Source organism: Arthrobacter arabinosi, assembly GCF_054511115.1.
Map to the genome: position 1 here is coordinate 156,525 of NZ_JBTNDF010000005.1, position 18,598 is coordinate 175,122.

Genomic DNA, 18,598 nt, shown 5'->3' on the forward strand with positions numbered 1-18,598 from the left:
CGGCCCGGACGCGCCTGTGACGTCCGCCCCGCCGATCGACGAGGGAGGCGGGAGCATCATGGCACCAGGGACGGGCACGTCGGGCAGGGACGCAGGCGACCGGGCGGCCGACGCCGCGGAGGACGCGGCGAATTCCAAGGGGTTCGAGGTCGCGGCCCGCGCGGGTTACGTGGCTGCGGGCATCCTGCACATCCTGATCGGGCTCATCGCCCTCGGCCTGGCGCGCGGCGGTTCCGGCGAGGCCGACCAGAGCGGGGCGATCGGGCAACTGGCGGGCAGCCCCGGCGGCACGGCCCTCCTGTGGTTCTGCTTCGTCGGCTGCATCGCCCTCGCCCTGTTCCACCTCAGCGAGGTCTTCTTCGGCGCGAAGGGACGGCGCGGCAAGGACAAGCTCAAGGTGCAGGCCAAGAGCGGCGGGCAGGCCGTCGTGTACGCCGCGATCGGCGTGACCTTCGGGCGGTACGCACTCGGCGGCTCCAGCGACAGCAGCAGCAGCGCGAGTTCCCTGAGCGCCACCCTCATGTCCAACCCGGCCGGGGCCGCGCTCCTCCTCGCGGTCGGCGTCGGCATCCTCGTGGTCGGCGGTTACTTCGTCTACAGCGGGGCCACCCGGCACTTCCTCGAGAACCTCACGGGCCTCCCCTCCGGGCGGGCCGGGACCGCCGTCGTCGTGCTCGGGGTGGTGGGGTACATCGCCAAGGGATTCGCCCTCGGCGTCCTGGGGATCCTCGTCGTCGTCGCCACCGTCACCAACAACCCCGAGCAGTCCACCGGACTCGACGGCGCCCTGAAAGCGCTGCGCGACCAGCCGTTCGGCGTCTGGCTCCTCGGCGCTGTGGCCGTGGGCCTCGTGGCGTACGGCGTCTTCATGGGGGTGCGGTCGAAGTACCAGCGCATGTAGGCATCAGAGGCCGAGCGCCGGGGCTTCCATCGCGGGGCACGTGTCCATGACGACGTCGAGCCCCGCCTCGGCCGCGCGGCGGGCGGCCTCCTCGTCGATCACGCCGAGCTGCAGCCACACGGCCCTCGCGCCCACGGCGATCGCCTGGTCCACGACGGCCCCCACGCGGGACGAGTTCACGAAACAGTCGACGACGTCGATGCGGCCGGGCACGTCCGCCAGCCGGGTGTAGCCCTTCTCGCCGTGGACGTCGTCGCCCTTCAGGCTGACGGGGACGATCTCCATCCCGAGCCCGTCCCTGAGGAACCGCGACACCCCGACGGCGGCGCGGCGCGGGTTGTTCGACAGACCCACCACGGCCCACCGGCCGTGCTCGGTCAGGAGCCTCCTGATGACCTGCGGATCGTTCTGGTGTGCCACGACGCCTCCCGGTGTGCCCTGCCATTGTTACAGCATTTGTTACACGCCCCATTTTGCTCCCGTCGGACGCCGGGCGTTTCATAGGAGTGACCATCCCGAGCGGCCGAGAGACCTGGATCAGTGAAGCCGCAGCAACCCTGGTCGTCCGCGTCCCCCTGATGCCGGACGATATCGAGGTCCGAGCCACGGGAACCACCGGACACGGTGGCGAAGGCTCGGTCCGTAGGGTGCTACCGCCAGGACCGATGGAGACAACCATGACCGCAGTTCTGGCACCCGGCAGCACCCAGTCCCGCCGCCAACAGGCCCTCGGCGTCCGCTTCGCCGGGCTCGGCCGCAGTTTCGGCCCGTCCGCGAACCGCCGCACCGTCCTCCGGGACGTCACGGTGGAGGTGGAGCCCGGCGAGATCCTCGCCATCCTGGGCACGAGCGGATGTGGCAAGTCCACCCTCCTGCGCGCAGCTGCCGGCCTCGACATCCCCGACAGCGGCCAGGTCCTGATCGACGGCACACCCGTGACCGGTATCGACGAGCGCTGCGCCGTCGCCTTCCAGGAACCCCGGCTGCTGCCCTGGCACACGCTGCAGGCCAACGTGGCGATCGGCCTCCCGAAGTCCTCCAGCGCCAGCGCCGGCAAGGCGAAGGTCCTCGAGCTGCTGAGGCTCGTGGGGCTCGACACCTTCGCGAAGCACCGCCCCCGCGAGGTCTCCGGCGGCATGGCCCAGCGGACATCGCTCGCACGCGCCCTGGCCCGCAACCCCGGCGTCCTGCTCCTCGACGAACCGTTCGGCGCACTCGACGCCCTCACCCGCATCAGGATGCAGGACCTCCTCCTGGACATCCACCGCGCGCAGCCCACCACGGTGCTGCTGGTCACGCACGACGTCGACGAAGCCCTCCAGCTCGCCGACCGGATCCTCGTGCTCGGCCGCGGCGATGGTGACGGGCCGGAGGGCTCGACCGTCGCCGAACTCGTCCCCGTGCCCGGGGACCGCCCGCGCGACCGCAACTCCGCGGACCTCGGGGCCCTGCGCAGCACGCTGCTGTCCCTGCTCGGCGTCACCGGCCACTAGGCGCGCCCCCACCCCTCCCGCAGTGCCGCCGTCCCGCGCTGCCCTGCCTGCCCCTGCCTGCCCCCTCCCCCCGTTTTTCCGCCCCCCCCATCGAAGGACCACCATGAACCGCCGCGCCCTCCTGCCGACCCTCGCCCTCGCCACCGCCCTCTCGCTCAGCGGCTGCCTCGCCGGAGAGAACGCCTCCGACACGCAGCCCGCGGCGGGCGGCGCCGCCACCGAGGGCGGCGAGCTCAACATCGACTTCGCCACCTACAACCCGCTGAGCCTCATCATCAAGGAGCAGGGCTGGCTCGAGGACGAGCTCGCCGACCAGGACATCACCGTGAACTGGGTGCAGTCCGCCGGATCGAACAAGGCCAACGAGGCGCTGCGCGCCGGGGCGATCGACGTCGGTTCCACCGCCGGCTCCGCCGCGCTGCTGGCACGCTCCAACGGCTCCCCGATCAAGGCCATCGACATCTACTCGCAGCCCGAGTGGGCGGCCCTCGTCACGCTCCCCGGCTCCGGCATCACGAGCGTCGAGGACCTGCGCGGCAAGTCCGTGGCGGCGACCCGCGGGACGGACCCGTACTTCTTCCTGCTGCAGGCGCTGGAGTCCGCGGGCGTCGACCAGTCCGAGGTCACCATCGAGAACCTGCAGCACGCCGACGGCCGCGCCGCTCTCGCCAGCGGCGCCGTCGACGCCTGGTCCGGTCTCGACCCCATCATGGCCGCCGCCGAGCAGGACGGCGCGCAGCTCTTCTTCCGCGACATCGACTTCAACTCCTACGGCTTCCTCAACGCCACGGAGGACTTCCTCACGGAGAAGCCGGACGTCGCCCAGACCGTGGTGGACGCCTACGAGAAGGCACGCGAATGGGCGAAGGAGAACCCCGAGGAGACCGCCGCCATCCTCGCGGAGGTCGCCGCGATCGACCCGAAGGTCGCCGAGTCCGTCATCGTCGACCGCACGAACCTCGACGTCGACCCCGCCCCGGGCGACGCCCAGCGCAGCGTCCTCGAGAAGATCGGCCCCGTGTTCGTCGAGACCGGCGACGTGCAGGGTCAGGACCAGATCGACGAGGCCCTCGACACCCTGTTCGACGCCTCGCTCGTCGAGAAGGCCGATCCAGCCGCGATCGGCTCCGGCTCATGAGCTCTGACTATCTGACCGGGCGCAGCGCCTACCCGGTGAGCACGGAGGGAATCGCCGCATCGGCACCCCCGGTGACCGGCCCCGAGGCGTCGCAGGGCGGCGGCCGCGGCAGGACGGCCCGGCGCACCGGCGTCATCCTGCTCGGGCTCATCGTCCCGGCACTGATCCTGCTGGCCTGGCATCTCAGCACGGCGTCGGGTTTCTTCCGCCCGTCGCAGCTGCCCTCGCCGGCGTCGGTCCTCGCGGCCGCCGTCGATCTGGCGGAACGCGGTCAGCTCACCACCCACATCCTGATCTCCACCCAGCGCGTGGTCCTGGGCTTCGTCATCGGGTCCCTGCTCGGCGTGCTGGCCGGCGCCCTGCTGGGCCTGTCCCGCATCGCTGACGTCCTGCTGACCCCGACCGTGGGCGCCCTGCGCGCCGTCCCGTCGCTGGCGTGGGTCCCGCTGCTCGTCCTGTGGATCGGCATCAACGAGGACTCGAAGGTCACGCTGATCAGCATCGGCGCCTTCTTCCCCGTGTTCACCACGCTCTACCTCGGCCTGCGGCACGTGGACCGCAATCTCGTCGAGGCGGCGCGCGCGTTCGGGCTCAACGGCATCCGGCTGCTCACCACGGTGCAGCTGCCCGCCGTCGTGCCCGCCCTGTTCTCCGGCCTCCGGCTGGCCCTCGCGCAGTCCTGGCTGTTCCTCGTTGCCGCCGAACTCATCGCCTCGTCCATGGGCCTGGGCTTCCTGCTCACGGACTCGCAGCAGACGGGCCGCGTGGACCGCATCATCCTCGCGATCATCCTGCTGGCCGTCATCGGCAAGACGACCGACGCGCTCCTCGGCATCGCCGAACGATGGGCGGTGCGACGGTGGGCGTAGGCACGAGCGCCGGCGGGGCCCGCACCACGGCAGGCGGGGCCGCAGCTGCCCGGGAGGAGTCGGAGCGCCTGGCCTTCTGGGCGGAGCAGGCGGCACGCCTGGAGTGGGTGACGCCCTGGCACACGGTGCACTCCTTCGAGAAGGCGACGCCGCAGGCCGACGGGACGCTCAGCATCCCCGCGATCGAGTGGTTCGCCGGCGGCACCCTCAACGTGGCCGCGAACTGCGTCGACCGGCACGTGCGCGCCGGCAACGGCGACCGGGTGGCCCTGTACTTCGAGGGCGAGCCCGGGGACCGGCGGACCGTCACCTACGCCGACCTGCAGGACGAGGTGTCACGCGCCGCGAACGCGCTGCAGGAATTGGGCATCGGGAAGGGCGACCGCGTGGTCGTCTACCTGCCGGTCCTCGTCGAGACGGTGGTCGTCACCCTCGCCTGCGCGAGGATCGGCGCCGTGCACTCGCTGGTCTTCGGGGGCTTCTCCGCTGAGGCACTCCGCTTCCGCGTCGAGGACACCGGCGCGAAACTGCTGGTCACCACCGACGGCCAGTTCCGGCGGGGCTCCGCCGTGCCCGTGAAGGACAACGCGGACGCCGCGGTCGCCGGGACGACCAGCATCGAACACGTCCTCGTGATCCGCCGCACCGGATCGGCCACCAGCTGGACCGAGGGCCGTGACGTGTGGTGGCACGACGTCGTCGACACCGCGTCACCGCACCACGAGCCGGAGGCGTTCGACGCCGAGACCGCGCTGTTCATCATGTACACCTCGGGGACCACGGGGAAGCCCAAGGGCCTGGTCCATACCTCCGGCGGGTACCTCACGCAGGCGTCCTGGAGCTTCGAGCATCTCTTCAGCAGCCCCGACCCGGCGCTCCGCGACCGCGACGTCCACTGGTGCACCGCCGACCTCGCCTGGGTCACGGCGCACACCTACGAGCTGTACGGGCCGCTCTCCAACGGGGCCACGCAGGTCCTCTACGAGGGCACACCGAACACCCCCCATCCGGGACGCCACCTCGAGGTCATCGAACGGTACGGCGTCACGAGCTACTACACCGCGCCGACCCTCGTGCGCTCGCTCATGGGCTGGTTCCCGGACGGCGTCCCGGCCTCCCACGACCTCTCGAGCATCCGCGTGCTCGGCACGGTCGGCGAAGCGATCAACCCCGAGGCGTGGCGCTGGTTCCGCCGTAACCTCGGCCGGGACGAGGTGCCCGTCGTCGACACCTGGTGGCAGTCCGAGACCGGTGCCACCGTGCTCTCCCCCGGTCCCACGGACACGGACCTCAAGCCGGGGTGCGCCGCGCGCGCCCTGCCGGGCGTCAGCACGCGCATCGTCGACGAGGACGGGCGGACGGTCCCGCCGGGCGTGCAGGGCCTGATCGTCGTCGACCGGCACGGCCCCGCGATGGCGCGGACCGTCTGGGGGAACCCGCAGCGCTACCTCGACTCCTACTGGCGGACGTTCGCGGCGCAGGGCTGGTTCCTGGCGGGTGACGGCGCGCGGTACGACGACGACGGCGACACCTGGATCCTGGGCCGCGTCGACGACGTCATCAATGTCTCGGGCCACCGGCTCTCCACGATCGAGATCGAATCGGCGCTCGTGGCGCACCCCCTCGTCACCGAGGCAGGGGCCTGCCCCGTGCCGGACCCGCTGACGGGTCATGCCATCGCGGCCTTCGTGGTCCTGGCGGCCGGAACGGCCCCTGACGCCGACGTCGCCTCGACGCTCCGCGCCCACGTCGCCGAGGCGATCGGGCCGATCGCGCGGCCGTCAGCCGTCGTCGTCGTGCCCGATGTACCGAAGACGCGCTCCGGCAAGATCATGCGGCGCCTGCTGACACAGCTCTACGAGGGCTCACCGCTCGGGGACACCACGTCCCTGCAGAACGAGGGGTGCATCCCGGGCATCCAGGCGGTGCTCTCCCGACGCTGACGCCGGCCCCGGGAAGTGGTTAAAAGAAGGAAGCGGCAGTGCCCCGTCCAAGCACTGCCGCTTCCCGCGTGTGGTTCGTTCCAGGATCAGCGAGCGACCCGGACGAAGGCAGCACCGGCGAGGTCCGAGAGCGGGTGCTGCATGGTGCGGTTCGACCCGTTCATGCCGCTGCTGATGACCTGGCCGCCGCCGGCGTAGATCGCAACGTGGCCGCCGGTGATGACGATGTCGCCGGGGGCGGGAGTCGTCACGGTGGAGCCGAACTGGAAGAACTGCGAGGGGCCGAGGTCGCCCACGGAGATCCCTGCGGCGCGCAGTGCGGTCTCGACCAGGACGGTGCAGTCCTGGATGGCACCGGCGGCGAGCTGGGACTGGGCGGACGCCAGCAGGATGCCGCCGACGCCGCTGGAGGAGGCTGCGACCGGCGTGATCTTCGCCGAGGCCAGGTACACGCCCGACCCCGGAGCCGTGGACACGGCCGGAGCGGGGGCGATGGCGGCGGCCTGCTGGACCGGAGCGGCAGGAGCCACGAGGGCCGCGGGAGCAGCAGCGGGTGCGGGCTGGGGCGCGGCGGCAGGGGCTGCCACGGGCACGGACACCGTCCGGGCGGGGGCCACGGCGGCACCGGCCGCCGGGAGGGTGATGGTGTCACCCGGGAAGATGATCGATGCGACGGACAGACCGTTCGCGGTGAGGACCGCGGTCAGGTCCGCGCCGTATCGTGCCGAGATGGCACCGAGGGTGTCGCCGGCGACGACGGTGTGCGTCGTCGGGGCAGCGGCGGGGCTCACAGCAGCTGCGGGGGCAGCCGGTACGGCGGGTGCCGCGGCAGCAACTGCGACGGCAGGGGCCGTCGTCGTGCCCTGTGCGGAGTACTCACCGGCGTTGGCGGTGCCGACGGCGGTGAGCGCGAGGCCGGAGGTGACGGCGGCGATCGCGACCGGACGGCCCACTGTGGTGGCGTGGGCCTTGGCGGCGCGGGACAGGCCCTGCAGCGCGAGGTTGCCGTCGACGTCGGCCCGGTGGCGCGCTGAAGTGATGTTTCGTGACACGGTTGTATACCTCTCCCATGCCTGCGGGGTGAGCTGTCGGGTTCGGATGGGAGTCACCCGGCCACACGCATCACGGTAGGTGCTGCGGTGCGACTTAACCCCGAGGGCGCCTGCAGGTGGTCCTGCGCGCCCGGTGGAACTGGTGGTTCCCCCGTCCCTGCCTTCGTGGTTGCGAACGAGTCCCGGACGACGGCAGGGCTCGGCAATCCGTCCAGGAGCGCCCCACGGTCGCGGAGGCACGTGCCGACCCTACCCAGCGCACCTCCGGTTTGTCACATTTGAGTAACGGGAGGTAGGGTGCCCCTCATCCGCGCAGGGCCCGCCAGCGACGGACGGCGAGGAACGACCCTGCCGCGCTGAGCGCGAGCAGCACGGACTGCTGGACGTAGTACCCCTGCGTGACCGCCGATTCCTGGTCACTCACGGCCACGAGGACGCTGCTCGCAAGGGCGAGCGTCAGCGCGATCCCGACGTACCCGAGCGTCTGCCACAGCCTCCGCTCCTGCACCCGGCTCGCCGATCTCCATTCCTCCATCCCCCCAGCCTAGGTGCCGCGCGCCGTGTGTGCCGTCGGACGCGAGGCGCTGGACCGCAACCCCGGCTGCACACGACGACATACGGTTTGGTTCTGCAACCGCGCAGGTGTCAGACTCGACCCGACCATCCCGAGCGGCCGAGAGATCTGGCTCAGCGACGCCGCAGCAACCCTGGCCTCCGCATACCCGCGGCGGCATGAGGGTGCTACTGCCAGACCGATGGAGGAACCATGAGCGCACCCACAGCCGCCTCCGGCACCGACGTCGCCCCCGCAGCTTCCGCAGCTTCCGACTCCAGCAAGGCAGGTATCTGATGGCAGAACGTTCCTTCGGTTTCCGCACGCGTGCACTCCACGCGGGCGGCACTCCCGACGCCACCCACGGGGCCCGGGCCGTCCCCATCTACCAGACGACGTCGTTCGTGTTCAAGGACACCAACGACGCCGCGAACCTCTTCGCCCTGCAGAAGTACGGCAACATCTACTCGAGGATCGGCAACCCGACGGTCGCCGCGTTCGAGGAGCGCATCAGTTCCCTGGAGGGTGGGATCGGGGCGGTCGCGACGGCGTCGGGCATGAGCGCGGAGTTCATCACCTTCGCGGCGCTCTGCCAGGCCGGGGACCACATCGTCGCCGCGTCCCAGTTGTACGGGGGCACCGTCACGCAGCTCGACGTCACGCTGCGCCGGTTCGGCATCGAGACCACCTTCGTCCCGGGGACGGACCCCGCGGACTACGCGGCCGCCATCCGGGACAACACCAAGGCGGTCTACGCCGAGGTGATCGCGAACCCCTCCGGTGAGATCGCCGACCTCGCCGGCCTCGCGAAGGTCGCCCACGACGCCGGTATCCCGTTCATCGTCGACTCGACGCTCAGCACCCCCTACCTGGTGCGCCCCATCGAGCACGGCGCGGATATCGTCATCCATTCGGCCACCAAGTTCATCGGCGGGCACGGCACCACCCTCGGCGGCGTGATCGTGGAGAGCGGCCGCTTCGACTGGGGCAACGGGAAGTTCCCCATGATGACCGAACCCGTGCCCTCCTACGGCAACATCCAGTGGTGGGCGAACTTCGGGGAGTACGGGTTCCTGACGAAGCTGCGGACCGAACAGCTCCGCGACATCGGGCCGTCGCTCTCGCCGATGTCCGCCTTCCAGCTCCTGCAGGGTGTGGAGACCCTCGCGCAGCGCCTGGACGAGCACCTCGGGAACGCCCTCGCCGTCGCGGAGTGGCTGCAGGCCGATCCGCGGATCGAGTACGTCAACTACGCCGGGCTCCCCACCCATCCGCATCACGAGCGGGCGAGGACCTACCTGCCGCTGGGCCCCGGATCGGTGTTCAGCTTCGGCATCAGGGGTGGCCGCAAGGCGGGCCAGAAGTTCATCGAGTCGCTGCAGCTGGCATCACACCTCGCGAACGTGGGTGACTCGCGCACCCTCGTGATCCACCCGGGCTCGACGACGCACCAGCAGCTCTCGGCCGAGCAGCTCGCCGCGGCGGGCGTGCCCGAGGACCTCGTGCGCATCTCCGTGGGCCTGGAGGACCTGGACGACATCCTCTGGGACCTGGACCAGGCCCTGGACGCTGCGGTGAACTCCTCGGACGCCGAGTTCGAGGACCTGCCGCAGGAAGCGGCCGGGGAGAACGACGACGACGCATCGGCAACGCGTGCAGTGGGAGTGGGAGCATGAGCGCCGGCAGCACGACACCGGAACGGACCTGGGAGGGGCCGTCGGCGCCCCAACGGCTGGCCCTGCTGAGGAATGCGCGGTCGGTCGCGATCGTCGGCGCCTCGGACAAGCCCTCGCGCGCGTCCTATTTCGTCGCGACGTACCTGCAGTCCTCCTCCCCCTACCGCCTATACTTCGTCAACCCGGTGGCCAGGGAGATCCTCGGCCGGCCGGCCTACGCGTCGCTGAGGGACCTGCCGGAGGTACCCGACGTCGTCGACGTGTTCCGCAGGCACGACGACCTGCCGTCGGTGCTGCAGGAGACGCTCGACGTCGGCGCGAAGACCCTCTGGCTGCAGCTGGGATCCTGGCACGAGGACGTCGCGCGTGAGGCCGAAGCCGCGGGCCTCGACGTGGTGATGGACCGGTGCATCAAGATCGAGCACGCACGATTCCACGGCGGGCTCAACCTGGCCGGGTTCAACACCGGGGTCATCTCCTCGAAGCGGCAGATCACGTCCTGACGGAGGTCCGTCACGGTCGGCGGCCCCGTGTCCGCGGGTTGTCCCGGAGCCGGCCACCCGGGGAAGGGAGTCTCCGCGGGTTGCCCGGCCGGGGGCTGCTCCGCGGACTGTCGACGTGCCCGGGGAGCCGGGCCCCGGGCGCAGGACCGCCGGGCGTCGAGCGCGCAGGAAGAAGGCCGCACCGGGGCCCGTCTGGGGGATGAGCCCCGGTGCGGCGCTCGCAGGGGGTGATCGACCGACGGCGGCGAGAAGTCACGCTCGTCCTGTCGTCTCCCGGATCCTGTCCCGACTGCCTACTTCAGGGCGTTCGAGGCACGCCGCTTGTTGAACACGTCGAACCCGACGGCCAGCAGGAGCACCATGCCCTTGATGAACTGCTGGACGTCGATCCCCACGCCGAGCAGGGACATGCCGTTGTTGAGGACACCCATGATGAGACCGCCGGTGATGGCACCGATCACGGTGCCCACGCCGCCCGTCACCGCCGCGCCGCCGATGAACGCCGCCGCGATGGCGTCGAGCTCGAACAGGTTGCCGGCGCCCGGGCCCGCAGAGTTGAGCCGGCCGGTGAAGATGAGTCCCGCCAGTGCGGCCAGCACGCCCATGTTGACGAACAGCATGAAGTCGATGCGCTTCGTGTCGACACCGGACAGCTGCGCGGCCTGGAGGTTGCCGCCCCGGGCGTAGATGTGGCGGCCGAAGACGCTGTTGTTCATCACGGCGCTGTACGCGACGATCAGCACGCCGAGCACCACGAGGACGATCGGCGTCCCGCTGCGCGAACCGGCCAGCAGATAGGTCAGTCCGAGGATCATGAGCGCGATGAAGGCGAGCTTGGTGAAGAACCACGCCGCCGGCTCGTCCTCGAGCTTGAGCCGGGCACGGGTGGCCCGGCCGCGCAGCTGCGTGACGACGAGAAGTATCACGGCGATGACCCCGAGGCCGACGGTCGTCCAGTCCAGGAGGTTGGTTTCCGGCGGGAACAGTCCCGGGAACAGGAAGCCGCCGCCGAGCTGCCGGTATTCCTCGGGGAAGCCGGTGATGCGCTGGTTCTCGAGGACGATCTGCGTGAGCCCGCGGAACATGAGCATGCCGGCGAGGGTGACGATGAACGCCGGGATCCCCACGTAGGCCACCCAGAAGCCCTGCCAGGCGCCCACGAGACCGCCGATGACCAGTGACGCGAGGAAGGCGGCCCACCAGGGGAAGCTCCAGTCCTGCACCATGATGCCGGACATCGCACCGACGAAGGCGGCCACGGAGCCGACGGACAGGTCGATGTGCCCGGCCACGATGATCATGACCATGCCGATGGCCAGCAGGAGGATGTAGCTGTTCTGCACGATGATGTTCGAGACGTTGTCCGGCTGCAGCAGGGCCCCGCCTGTCAGCACCTGGAAGAGGGTGACGATCACGAGCAGTGCGACGAAGATGCCGATCTGCCGCAGCCTGCTCGTGAGGAACGAGATCCCGTGCTTGACGGGAGGCGGCGGCGTCGCGACGGCGGCGTCCTTGACGGTGGTAGCCATGGAGTCAGTCTCTTTCCTTGGTCATGTGTTGCATGAGGAGTTCCGGTGTCGCCTGGTCGATGGGCACTTCGGCAGTGATGCGCCCCTCCGCCAGGGTGTAGATGCGGTCGCAGATGCCGAGGAGCTCGGGGAGCTCCGAGGAGATGACGATGACCGCCTTCCCCTCGGCGACCAGGCGGTTGATGATCGTGTAGATCTCGTACTTCGCGCCGACGTCGATCCCGCGGGTGGGCTCGTCGAGGATGAGGACGTCGGGGTCCGAGAACATCCACTTGGAGAGCACCACCTTCTGCTGGTTGCCACCGGAGAGCTTGCCGGTGATGGCCGTGACGGACGGCGCCTTGATGTTCATCGACCTGCGGTAGTCGCCGGCGACGACGGCCTCCCGGCCGCCGTCCACCCAGCCGCGCTTGGCGAGCTTGCCGAGGGCGGCGCCGGAGATGTTCCGCTTGATGTCGTCGATCAGGTTCAGGCCGTAGCGCTTCCGGTCCTCCGTCGCGTACGCGATGCCGTGCCGGATCGCCTCACCGACCGTGCGCGCCGTGATCGGCGCACCGTTCTTGTAGAGCGTGCCCGTGATGTGGGAGCCGTAGCTGCGGCCGAAGATGCTCATCGCCAGCTCCGTGCGCCCGGCACCCATGAGGCCGGCGATGCCGACCACTTCGCCCGCACGGACGGAGATGTTCGCGGCGTCGACGATCACCCGGCTGCTCTCCTGCGGGTGATGGACGGTCCAGTCCTCGACGCGGAGGACCTCCTCGCCGATGACCGGCGTGCGTTCCGGGTAGCGGCTCTCCATGTCGCGCCCCACCATGCCCCTGATGATCCGCTCCTCGGAGACGGAGCCGTCGTGCAGGCTGAGGGTCTCGATGGTGCGCCCGTCACGGAGGATGGTCACCGAGTCCGCGATCTCCCGGATCTCGTTGAGCTTGTGGCTGATGATGATGCAGGTGATGCCCTCCGCCCGGAGGCCCTTCACGAGCCCGAGGAGATGCGCGGAGTCCTCGTCGTTGAGTGCCGCGGTGGGCTCGTCGAGGATCAGCAGCTTCACGTTCTTCGACAGCGCCTTCGCGATCTCGACGAGCTGCTGCTTGCCCACACCGATGTCGCCGGCCCTGACCACCGGGTTCAGCTCGAGGCCCACGCGGCGCAGGAGCTTTGCCGCCTCCATATTGGTCTCGTTCCAGTTGATGAAGCCGCGCCTCTCGCGTTCGTTGCCCAGGAAGATGTTCTCGGCGACGGACAGGAAGGGGGAGAGGGCGAGCTCCTGGTGGATGATGACGACGCCGGCGCGTTCGCTGTCACGGATGTCCTTGAACTCCACGACGGCGCCCTCGAACTCGATGTCGCCGTCGTACGTGCCGTGCGGGTAGACCCCGGACAGCACCTTCATGAGGGTCGATTTCCCGGCCCCGTTCTCCCCGCAGATCGCGTGGACCTCGCCCCGCGCGACGTCGAGGTTGACGTCCTGCAGTGCCTTCACGCCCGGGAAGGTCTTGGTGATGCGGTGCATCCTGAGGATGTTCTCCGCCATGGTGGAGCCTCGCTTACGTGAGTGGAAGTCCCGGCGACGGCCGGGCGAGGGGACCCGCAGCCCCGGACCAGGATGGTCCGGGGCTACGGGTCGGGATTACTGCCGGACGCCTACTTGAGCTCGTCCTCGGTGTAGTAGCCGGTCTCGACGAGCGCTGCCTCGTAGTTGTCCACCGTGACGATCTCGGACTCGAGCAGGTAGGAGGGGACCACCTTGACCCCGTTGTCGTACGTCTCGGTGTCGTTCACCTCGGGCTCCTCGCCCTTCATGAGGGCGTCCACCATCGTCACGGCCTGCTTGCCGAGCTCGCGGACGTCCTTGAAGATCGTCGAGTACTGCTCGCCGGCGATGATGGACTTCATCGAGCCGACCTCGGCGTCCTGGCCGGTGACGACGGGCAGCTCGTCGGCCGAGTACCCTCCGGAGGTCAGGGCCGAGATGATGCCGATCGACAGGCCGTCGTACGGCGACAGGACGCCCTCGAGGCGCTCGCCGCCGCCGACCGTGAGGAGGTCCTCCATCCGGTCCTGGGCAGTGTCGGGCAGCCAGCGGAGGATCGCAGCCTGCTCGAAGTCGGTCTGGCCGCTGGGCACACGCAGCACACCGCTGTCCAGGTAGGGCTGCAGGGTCTTCATGGCGCCGTCCCAGAAGAACGTGGCGTTGTTGTCGTCCGGGCTGCCGGCGAAGAGCTCGACGTCGAAGGGACCCTTCTCGCCCGTCTCGTTGCCCTCGGCGTCGAGGACGCCGAGGCCGGTGAGCAGTGACGTGGCCTGCTGGACACCGACCTCCTCGTTGTCGAAGGTCGTGTAGTAGTCCACGGTGTCGGATTCGTTGATGAGCCGGTCGTAGGCGATGACCGGGATGTCCTGGGACTCGGCCTGGTCGAGGACGCTCGTGAGGGTGGTGCCGTCGATCGAGGCGATGACGAGGGCCTTGACGCCCCCGTTGATCATGTTCTCGATCTGGGAGACCTGCGTGGGGATGTCGTCGTTCGCGAACTGCAGGTCCACCTCGTAGCCGAGGTCCTCCAGCTGGCTCTTCACGTTCTCGCCGTCGGCGATCCAGCGCTCGGACTGCTGCGTCGGCATGGCGACACCGATCTTCGCGCCCTCGTTGGATCCGCCCTCTGCTGCGGCTTCGCCGCCGCCGCCCCGGCTTCCACCACAGGCGGTGAGGCTGAGCGTCAGGATGCTGGCAGCCGCGATGCCGGCCAGGTATTTCCGATTCATGGTGGATCTTTCTTGTGAGTGGTTTCCGGCAGCGTTGCCGGCTTTCGGGAAGGGGTGTCCTAGAGCTTCTGGGCCAGTCTGTAGTACGCGGCGTTCCATCGCAGTTCGCGCTGGAACGCCCGGAGCGTCGTGTCGGCGTCGATCCGCAGCAGTTCGACCTCTGCGATGTCCGCGAAATCCTCGAACACCTCGAGGCCCACGGCGGTGGTGAGGACGGTGTGGTGTGCGGCCCCGGCGCTGAGCCACGCCGCCGCGGAGGTCTCCAGGCTCGGCTCCGGCTTCCACACGGCACGGGCGACGGGCAGGTTGGGGAGCGGGGCGTCCGGCGGGACGATCTCGACGGCGTTGGCGGTCAGGCGGAAGCGGTCGCGCATGTCGGACATCGCCACGACGACACCGGCGCCGGCGTCCGTGTCGAACACCAGGCGCACCGGGTCCTCCTTGCCGCCGATCCCCAGCGGGTGCACCTCCAGGGAGGGCTTCGACGTGGTCAGGGTGGGGCAGATCTCGAGCATGTGCGCCCCGAGGATCTTCTCCTCCCCCGGTACCAGGTGGTACGTGTAGTCCTCCATGAGGGAGGCGCCACCGGGCAGTCCCGCACCCATCACCTTCGCGGCGCGCACCAGGACGGCGGTCTTCCAGTCGCCCTCGGCGCCGAAGCCGTAGCCGCGTGCCATCAGCCGCTGGACGGCGAGGCCCGGCAGCTGCCGCAGCGCGCCGAGGTCCTCGAAGTTGGTGGTGAAGGCGCCGAACCCGCCGTCCTCGAGGAAGGACAGCAGCCCGAGCTCCTGCCGGGCCCCGTACCGCAGGGACTCGTGGCGCTCCCCGCCGCGACGCAGCTCGGGGACGACGTCGTACGTCTCCTCGTACTCGGCCACGAGGGCGTCGACGTCGGCCTCCGACTGCGCCTCGACGGCGGCGACGAGGTCGTTGACGCCCCACGTGTTGATCGAGACGCCGAAGCGCAGCTCGGCCTCGGTCTTGTCCCCCTCGGTCACGGCGACGTTGCGCATGTTGTCGCCGAAGCGGGCGACCTTCAGCTCGTGCACGGCGGCCCAGCCGGCGGCGGCGCGCTGCCACGAGGCCACCTTCGCGCAGACCTCGGGGCTGGAGACGTGCCCGACGACGGTCTTCCGAGGCACGCCGAGGCGCGACTGGATGTACCCGAACTCGCGGTCGCCGTGGGCCGCCTGGTTGAGGTTCATGAAGTCGAAGTCGATCTCGCCCCACGGAAGCGCCACGTTGATCTGCGTGTGCAGGTGCAGCAGGGGCTTGCGGAGCGCGTCGAGCCCTGCGATCCACATCTTCGCCGGGCTGAACGTGTGCATCCAGGCGATCACGCCGATCGCGTCGTCCGCGGCGTTGACCTCGAGAGCCATGCGCCGGATGGAGGCGGAATCCTTGAGCGTCGGCTTCCAGACCACCTTCACGGGCAGCCCCGCGTCGCCGAGGATCCTGACGATCTCCTGCGACTGCTCGGCGACCTGCTGGAGCGTCTCCTCGCCGTAGAGATCCTGGCTCCCGGTGAGGAACCAGACTTCGTAGGTGTCGAGGGTCGTGCTGAGGGGGCTCATGCGAGGGCTCCTGGGGTGGTGGGCTGACCGTACACGTTCTGGTAGCGGTCGAAGAGTGAGTCGATGTGCTCGGGCTGGATCCCTGCGGGTGCACCGAGCTGCCGTGAGATGTGGACGGTGCGGGCGACGTCCTCGAGCATGACGGCGGCCTTGACGGCGTCCTTCGCGTCGTTGCCGATCGTGAAGGGGCCGTGGCTCTTCATCAGCACGCCGCGGGAGCGGTGACCGGTCAGTGTCTCCACGATGCCGCGGCCGATCGAGTCGTCGCCGATGATCGCGAACGGGCCCACCGGGATCTCCCCGCCGAACTCGTCCGCCATGGCCGTGATCACGCACGGGATGGATTCCCCGCGCGCTGCCCACGCGACGGCGTAGGTGGAGTGCGTGTGCACCACGCCTCCGACGTCGGGCATGTTGCGGTACACGTAGGCGTGTGCCGCCGTGTCGCTCGACGGCGACCGCTCCGACCCGGGGCTGCCCGCGATGACGTTGCCGTCGAGATCGCACAGGATCTGGTTCTCCGGCGTCAGCTCGTCGTAACCGACGCCGGAGGGCTTGATGACGAAGAGGTCGGCTCCGGGCACGCGGCCGGAGACGTTCCCACCGGTCCACACCACGAGCCCGTAGCGCACGAGTTCGGCGTGCAGTGCGGCGACGTCCTTCCGGACGGCGGCGATGGCCGCCTCGACCTCGGGGCTGAAGGGAGCCGGGGACACAGGGCTCATGCCGACACCCCCTGCGGGGTGCGGGCCGTTCGGCGCAGGGCTTTGAGCCGGTGCATGACGTCGTTGGTGCCGCGGCCGAAGTAGTCGTGCAGTTCGGTGTACTCGCGGTACAGGGCGTCGTAGGCGACGGCACGCTCCGGGTCGGGCGTGTAGGCGGCACGGTTCAGGTGGCCCATCGCAGCGGCCGCGGCGTGGATGTCCTCGTAGGCTCCGGCCGCCACGGCGGCGTGGATCGCGGACCCGAGGGCCGGGCCCTGGGAACTGCCGATCACCGAGAGGGGCATGTTCAGCACGTCGGCGTAGACCTGCATGAGGAACGGGTTGCGGATGAGTCCGCCGGCGGCCACGAACTCCGTGACGGGCACGCCGGAGGCGTTGAAGGTCTCGACGATCTTCCGGGTGCCGAACGCCGTCGATTCCAGCAGTGCACGGTAGACCTCGTGCGGCCTCGTGGCGAGGGTGAGGCCCACGATGGTACCGGAGAGCTCGTGGTCCACGAGGACCGAGCGGTTCCCGGAATGCCAGTCGAGGGCCACCAGTCCGTGCGCCCCCACGGGTTCGGTCTGCGCCTGTTCGGTCAGGTACTCGTGCACGCTCAGGCCCCGGGCGGTGGCGGCCTCCTTGATCTCGCCGGGCACCTGGTTGGCCACGAACCACGCGAAGATGTCCCCGACGCCGGACTGGCCGGCCTCGTAGCCGTAGAAGCCCTCCACGATGCCGCCGTCCACGACGCCGCACATGCCGGGAACCTCGCTCAGCCGGTCCGAGTTCATGACGTGGCAGGTCGAGGTTCCCATGATGGCCACCATCTGGCCGGGGTCGGTGGCCTGGGCGGCGGGGGCGGTGACGTGCGCGTCCACGTTCCCGACGGCGACGGCGATGCCCGCGGGCAGCCCGGTCCAGCCGGCGGCCTCCTCCGAGAGCGAGCCCGCCCTCGAGGCGAGGGCACCGATGGTGTGGTCCACCTTCTCGCGGGCGAAGCCGGCGAAGTCGGGGTTGAGGGCCGCGAGGAAGTCGTCGGACGGGTAGGCGCCGTCCTGGTAAATGCCCTTGTATCCGGCCGTGCAGGCGTTGCGCACGTACTGCCCCGTGAGCTGCCAGACGATCCAGTCGGCGGCCTCCACCCAGTGGTCCATGAGGTCGTACAGCTCCGGGTCCTCCTCGAGCAGCTGCAGGCCCTTGGCGAACTCCCATTCGCTCGAGATGAGGCCTCCGTACCGGGGCAGCCAGGCCTCGCCGCGTTCGGCGGCGAGTTCGTTGATGCGGTTGGCCTGGCCCTGCGCGGCGTGGTGCTTCCACAGCTTCACGTAGGCGTGCGGACGTCCTTCGTAGCCGGGCACCTCGTTCAGCGGAGTGCCGTCCGCGAGGGTGGGCACCATGGTGCAGGCGGTGAAGTCGGTGGCGATGCCGATGACGTCCTGCGGGTCGATCCCCGCCTCCGCCACGGCGGCCGGTACCGCGGTGCGGAGGACGTCGACGTAGTCGGAGGGCACCTGCAGGGCCCACTCCGGCGGGAGGTGGTCCCCCGTGGCTGCGAGGGTGGTGTCCATGACGGCGTGCGGGTACTCGAGCGTCGAGGCGCCGAGTTCGGCGCCGTCGGAGACGCGGACGACGACGGCGCGTCCGGACAGGGTGCCGTAGTCGACGCCGATGACATAGGTGGGCCTGCCGGCTTCCCTGGTCGACGCGGAGGCGCGCGGGGTGGAATCGCTCAAGGGAAGGACCTCGTTGTTCTTCTGGGGACTGCTGGCAGTGCCCGGGCGGATCGGGAGCTACGCGATCGGTCATGTGACCGTTCACATCGGCGGTCCCCAGTGTAGGGCCCCGCCGGTGGGGTGTGTCAATGGGTGTGCAGGGACGCGCCGCAGGCGCGGGCGCG

At 69.9% G+C, this 18,598-nt stretch carries 16 protein-coding genes and 2 riboswitches; of the genes, 7 read left to right on the forward strand and 9 right to left on the reverse strand.

What is annotated here, in order from left to right; genetic code table 11:
• Nucleotides 1-58: 58 nt before the first annotated feature.
• Nucleotides 59-901 (forward strand): DUF1206 domain-containing protein, encoded by an 843-nt coding sequence (locus ACX80P_RS13705; RefSeq protein ID WP_459278658.1) that lies wholly within the window; start codon nt 59-61, stop codon nt 899-901.
• Nucleotides 902-904: 3 nt separating this feature from the next.
• Here the strand turns inward: ACX80P_RS13705 and ACX80P_RS13710 are convergent, their stop codons facing one another.
• Entirely contained in the window at nt 905-1,321 is a 417-nt protein-coding gene (locus tag ACX80P_RS13710; RefSeq protein WP_459278659.1) for a CoA-binding protein, read from the reverse strand.
• A gap of 257 nt (nt 1,322-1,578) precedes the next feature.
• Between ACX80P_RS13710 and ACX80P_RS13715 the strand changes: the two genes are divergently transcribed.
• The 4 genes from ACX80P_RS13715 (at nt 1,579) to acs (ending at nt 6,344) form a co-directional block, all read left to right on the forward strand.
• Nucleotides 1,579-2,394: an ABC transporter ATP-binding protein gene (locus ACX80P_RS13715; protein ID WP_459278660.1), complete on the forward strand. Its 816-nt coding sequence runs from the start codon at nt 1,579-1,581 to the stop codon at nt 2,392-2,394.
• A 103-nt stretch (nt 2,395-2,497) separates the two neighbouring features.
• Nucleotides 2,498-3,532, forward strand: coding sequence for an aliphatic sulfonate ABC transporter substrate-binding protein (locus ACX80P_RS13720; protein WP_459278661.1), 1,035 nt, complete (start codon nt 2,498-2,500; stop codon nt 3,530-3,532).
• The gene (locus tag ACX80P_RS13725; protein WP_459278662.1) at nt 3,529-4,401 is read left to right on the forward strand and encodes an ABC transporter permease; all 873 of its coding nucleotides are present in this window, start codon (nt 3,529-3,531) and stop codon (nt 4,399-4,401) included. The genes ACX80P_RS13720 and ACX80P_RS13725 overlap by 4 nt, the downstream gene beginning before the upstream one ends.
• On the forward strand, nt 4,377-6,344 hold the full coding sequence (gene acs / locus ACX80P_RS13730; RefSeq protein WP_459278663.1) for an acetate--CoA ligase: 1,968 nt from the start codon (nt 4,377-4,379) through the stop codon (nt 6,342-6,344). The genes ACX80P_RS13725 and acs overlap by 25 nt, the downstream gene beginning before the upstream one ends.
• A gap of 86 nt (nt 6,345-6,430) precedes the next feature.
• On the opposite strand, the gene ACX80P_RS13735 is transcribed toward acs, so the two are convergent.
• Together ACX80P_RS13735 and ACX80P_RS13740 are read right to left on the reverse strand one after the other, a co-directional pair.
• Nucleotides 6,431-7,396 carry a LysM peptidoglycan-binding domain-containing protein gene (locus ACX80P_RS13735; protein ID WP_459278664.1) on the reverse strand — a complete coding sequence of 322 codons (966 nt, stop codon included), beginning with the start codon at nt 7,394-7,396 and terminating at the stop codon, nt 6,431-6,433.
• A gap of 5 nt (nt 7,397-7,401) precedes the next feature.
• Nucleotides 7,402-7,580: riboswitch (cyclic di-AMP (ydaO/yuaA leader) on the reverse strand.
• A gap of 120 nt (nt 7,581-7,700) precedes the next feature.
• Complete coding sequence (locus ACX80P_RS13740; RefSeq protein ID WP_459278665.1) at nt 7,701-7,931, reverse strand: hypothetical protein; 231 nt, start codon at nt 7,929-7,931, stop codon at nt 7,701-7,703.
• Between the two features lie 122 nt (nt 7,932-8,053).
• Nucleotides 8,054-8,158, forward strand: a riboswitch (SAM riboswitch).
• Between the two features lie 87 nt (nt 8,159-8,245).
• Here ACX80P_RS13740 and ACX80P_RS13745 point away from each other — a divergent pair.
• Both ACX80P_RS13745 and ACX80P_RS13750 read left to right on the forward strand, forming a co-directional pair.
• Entirely contained in the window at nt 8,246-9,625 is a 1,380-nt protein-coding gene (locus ACX80P_RS13745; RefSeq protein ID WP_459278666.1) for an O-acetylhomoserine aminocarboxypropyltransferase/cysteine synthase family protein, read from the forward strand.
• Nucleotides 9,622-10,128, forward strand: a complete 507-nt coding sequence (locus tag ACX80P_RS13750; RefSeq protein WP_459278667.1) for a CoA-binding protein — start codon at nt 9,622-9,624, stop codon at nt 10,126-10,128. The genes ACX80P_RS13745 and ACX80P_RS13750 overlap by 4 nt, the downstream gene beginning before the upstream one ends.
• A 293-nt stretch (nt 10,129-10,421) precedes the next feature.
• Here the strand turns inward: ACX80P_RS13750 and mmsB are convergent, their stop codons facing one another.
• From mmsB to araB, 6 genes are all read right to left on the reverse strand, one after another.
• Nucleotides 10,422-11,657, reverse strand: coding sequence for a multiple monosaccharide ABC transporter permease (gene mmsB / locus ACX80P_RS13755; RefSeq protein ID WP_459278668.1), 1,236 nt, complete (start codon nt 11,655-11,657; stop codon nt 10,422-10,424).
• Between the two features lie 4 nt (nt 11,658-11,661).
• Complete coding sequence (gene mmsA / locus ACX80P_RS13760; protein ID WP_459278669.1) at nt 11,662-13,191, reverse strand: multiple monosaccharide ABC transporter ATP-binding protein; 1,530 nt, start codon at nt 13,189-13,191, stop codon at nt 11,662-11,664.
• Between the two features lie 110 nt (nt 13,192-13,301).
• Complete coding sequence (chvE, locus tag ACX80P_RS13765; protein ID WP_459278670.1) at nt 13,302-14,420, reverse strand: multiple monosaccharide ABC transporter substrate-binding protein; 1,119 nt, start codon at nt 14,418-14,420, stop codon at nt 13,302-13,304.
• A gap of 59 nt (nt 14,421-14,479) precedes the next feature.
• A complete protein-coding gene (gene araA / locus ACX80P_RS13770) occupies nt 14,480-15,994 on the reverse strand; it encodes an L-arabinose isomerase (RefSeq protein WP_459278671.1) in 1,515 nt (504 codons plus the stop codon).
• Complete coding sequence (locus ACX80P_RS13775; RefSeq protein ID WP_459278672.1) at nt 15,991-16,719, reverse strand: L-ribulose-5-phosphate 4-epimerase; 729 nt, start codon at nt 16,717-16,719, stop codon at nt 15,991-15,993. The genes araA and ACX80P_RS13775 overlap by 4 nt, the downstream gene beginning before the upstream one ends.
• A complete protein-coding gene (araB, locus tag ACX80P_RS13780) occupies nt 16,716-18,434 on the reverse strand; it encodes a ribulokinase (protein WP_459278673.1) in 1,719 nt (572 codons plus the stop codon). Before araB ends, ACX80P_RS13775 begins: the two co-directional genes overlap by 4 nt.
• Nucleotides 18,435-18,598 lie beyond the last annotated feature (164 nt).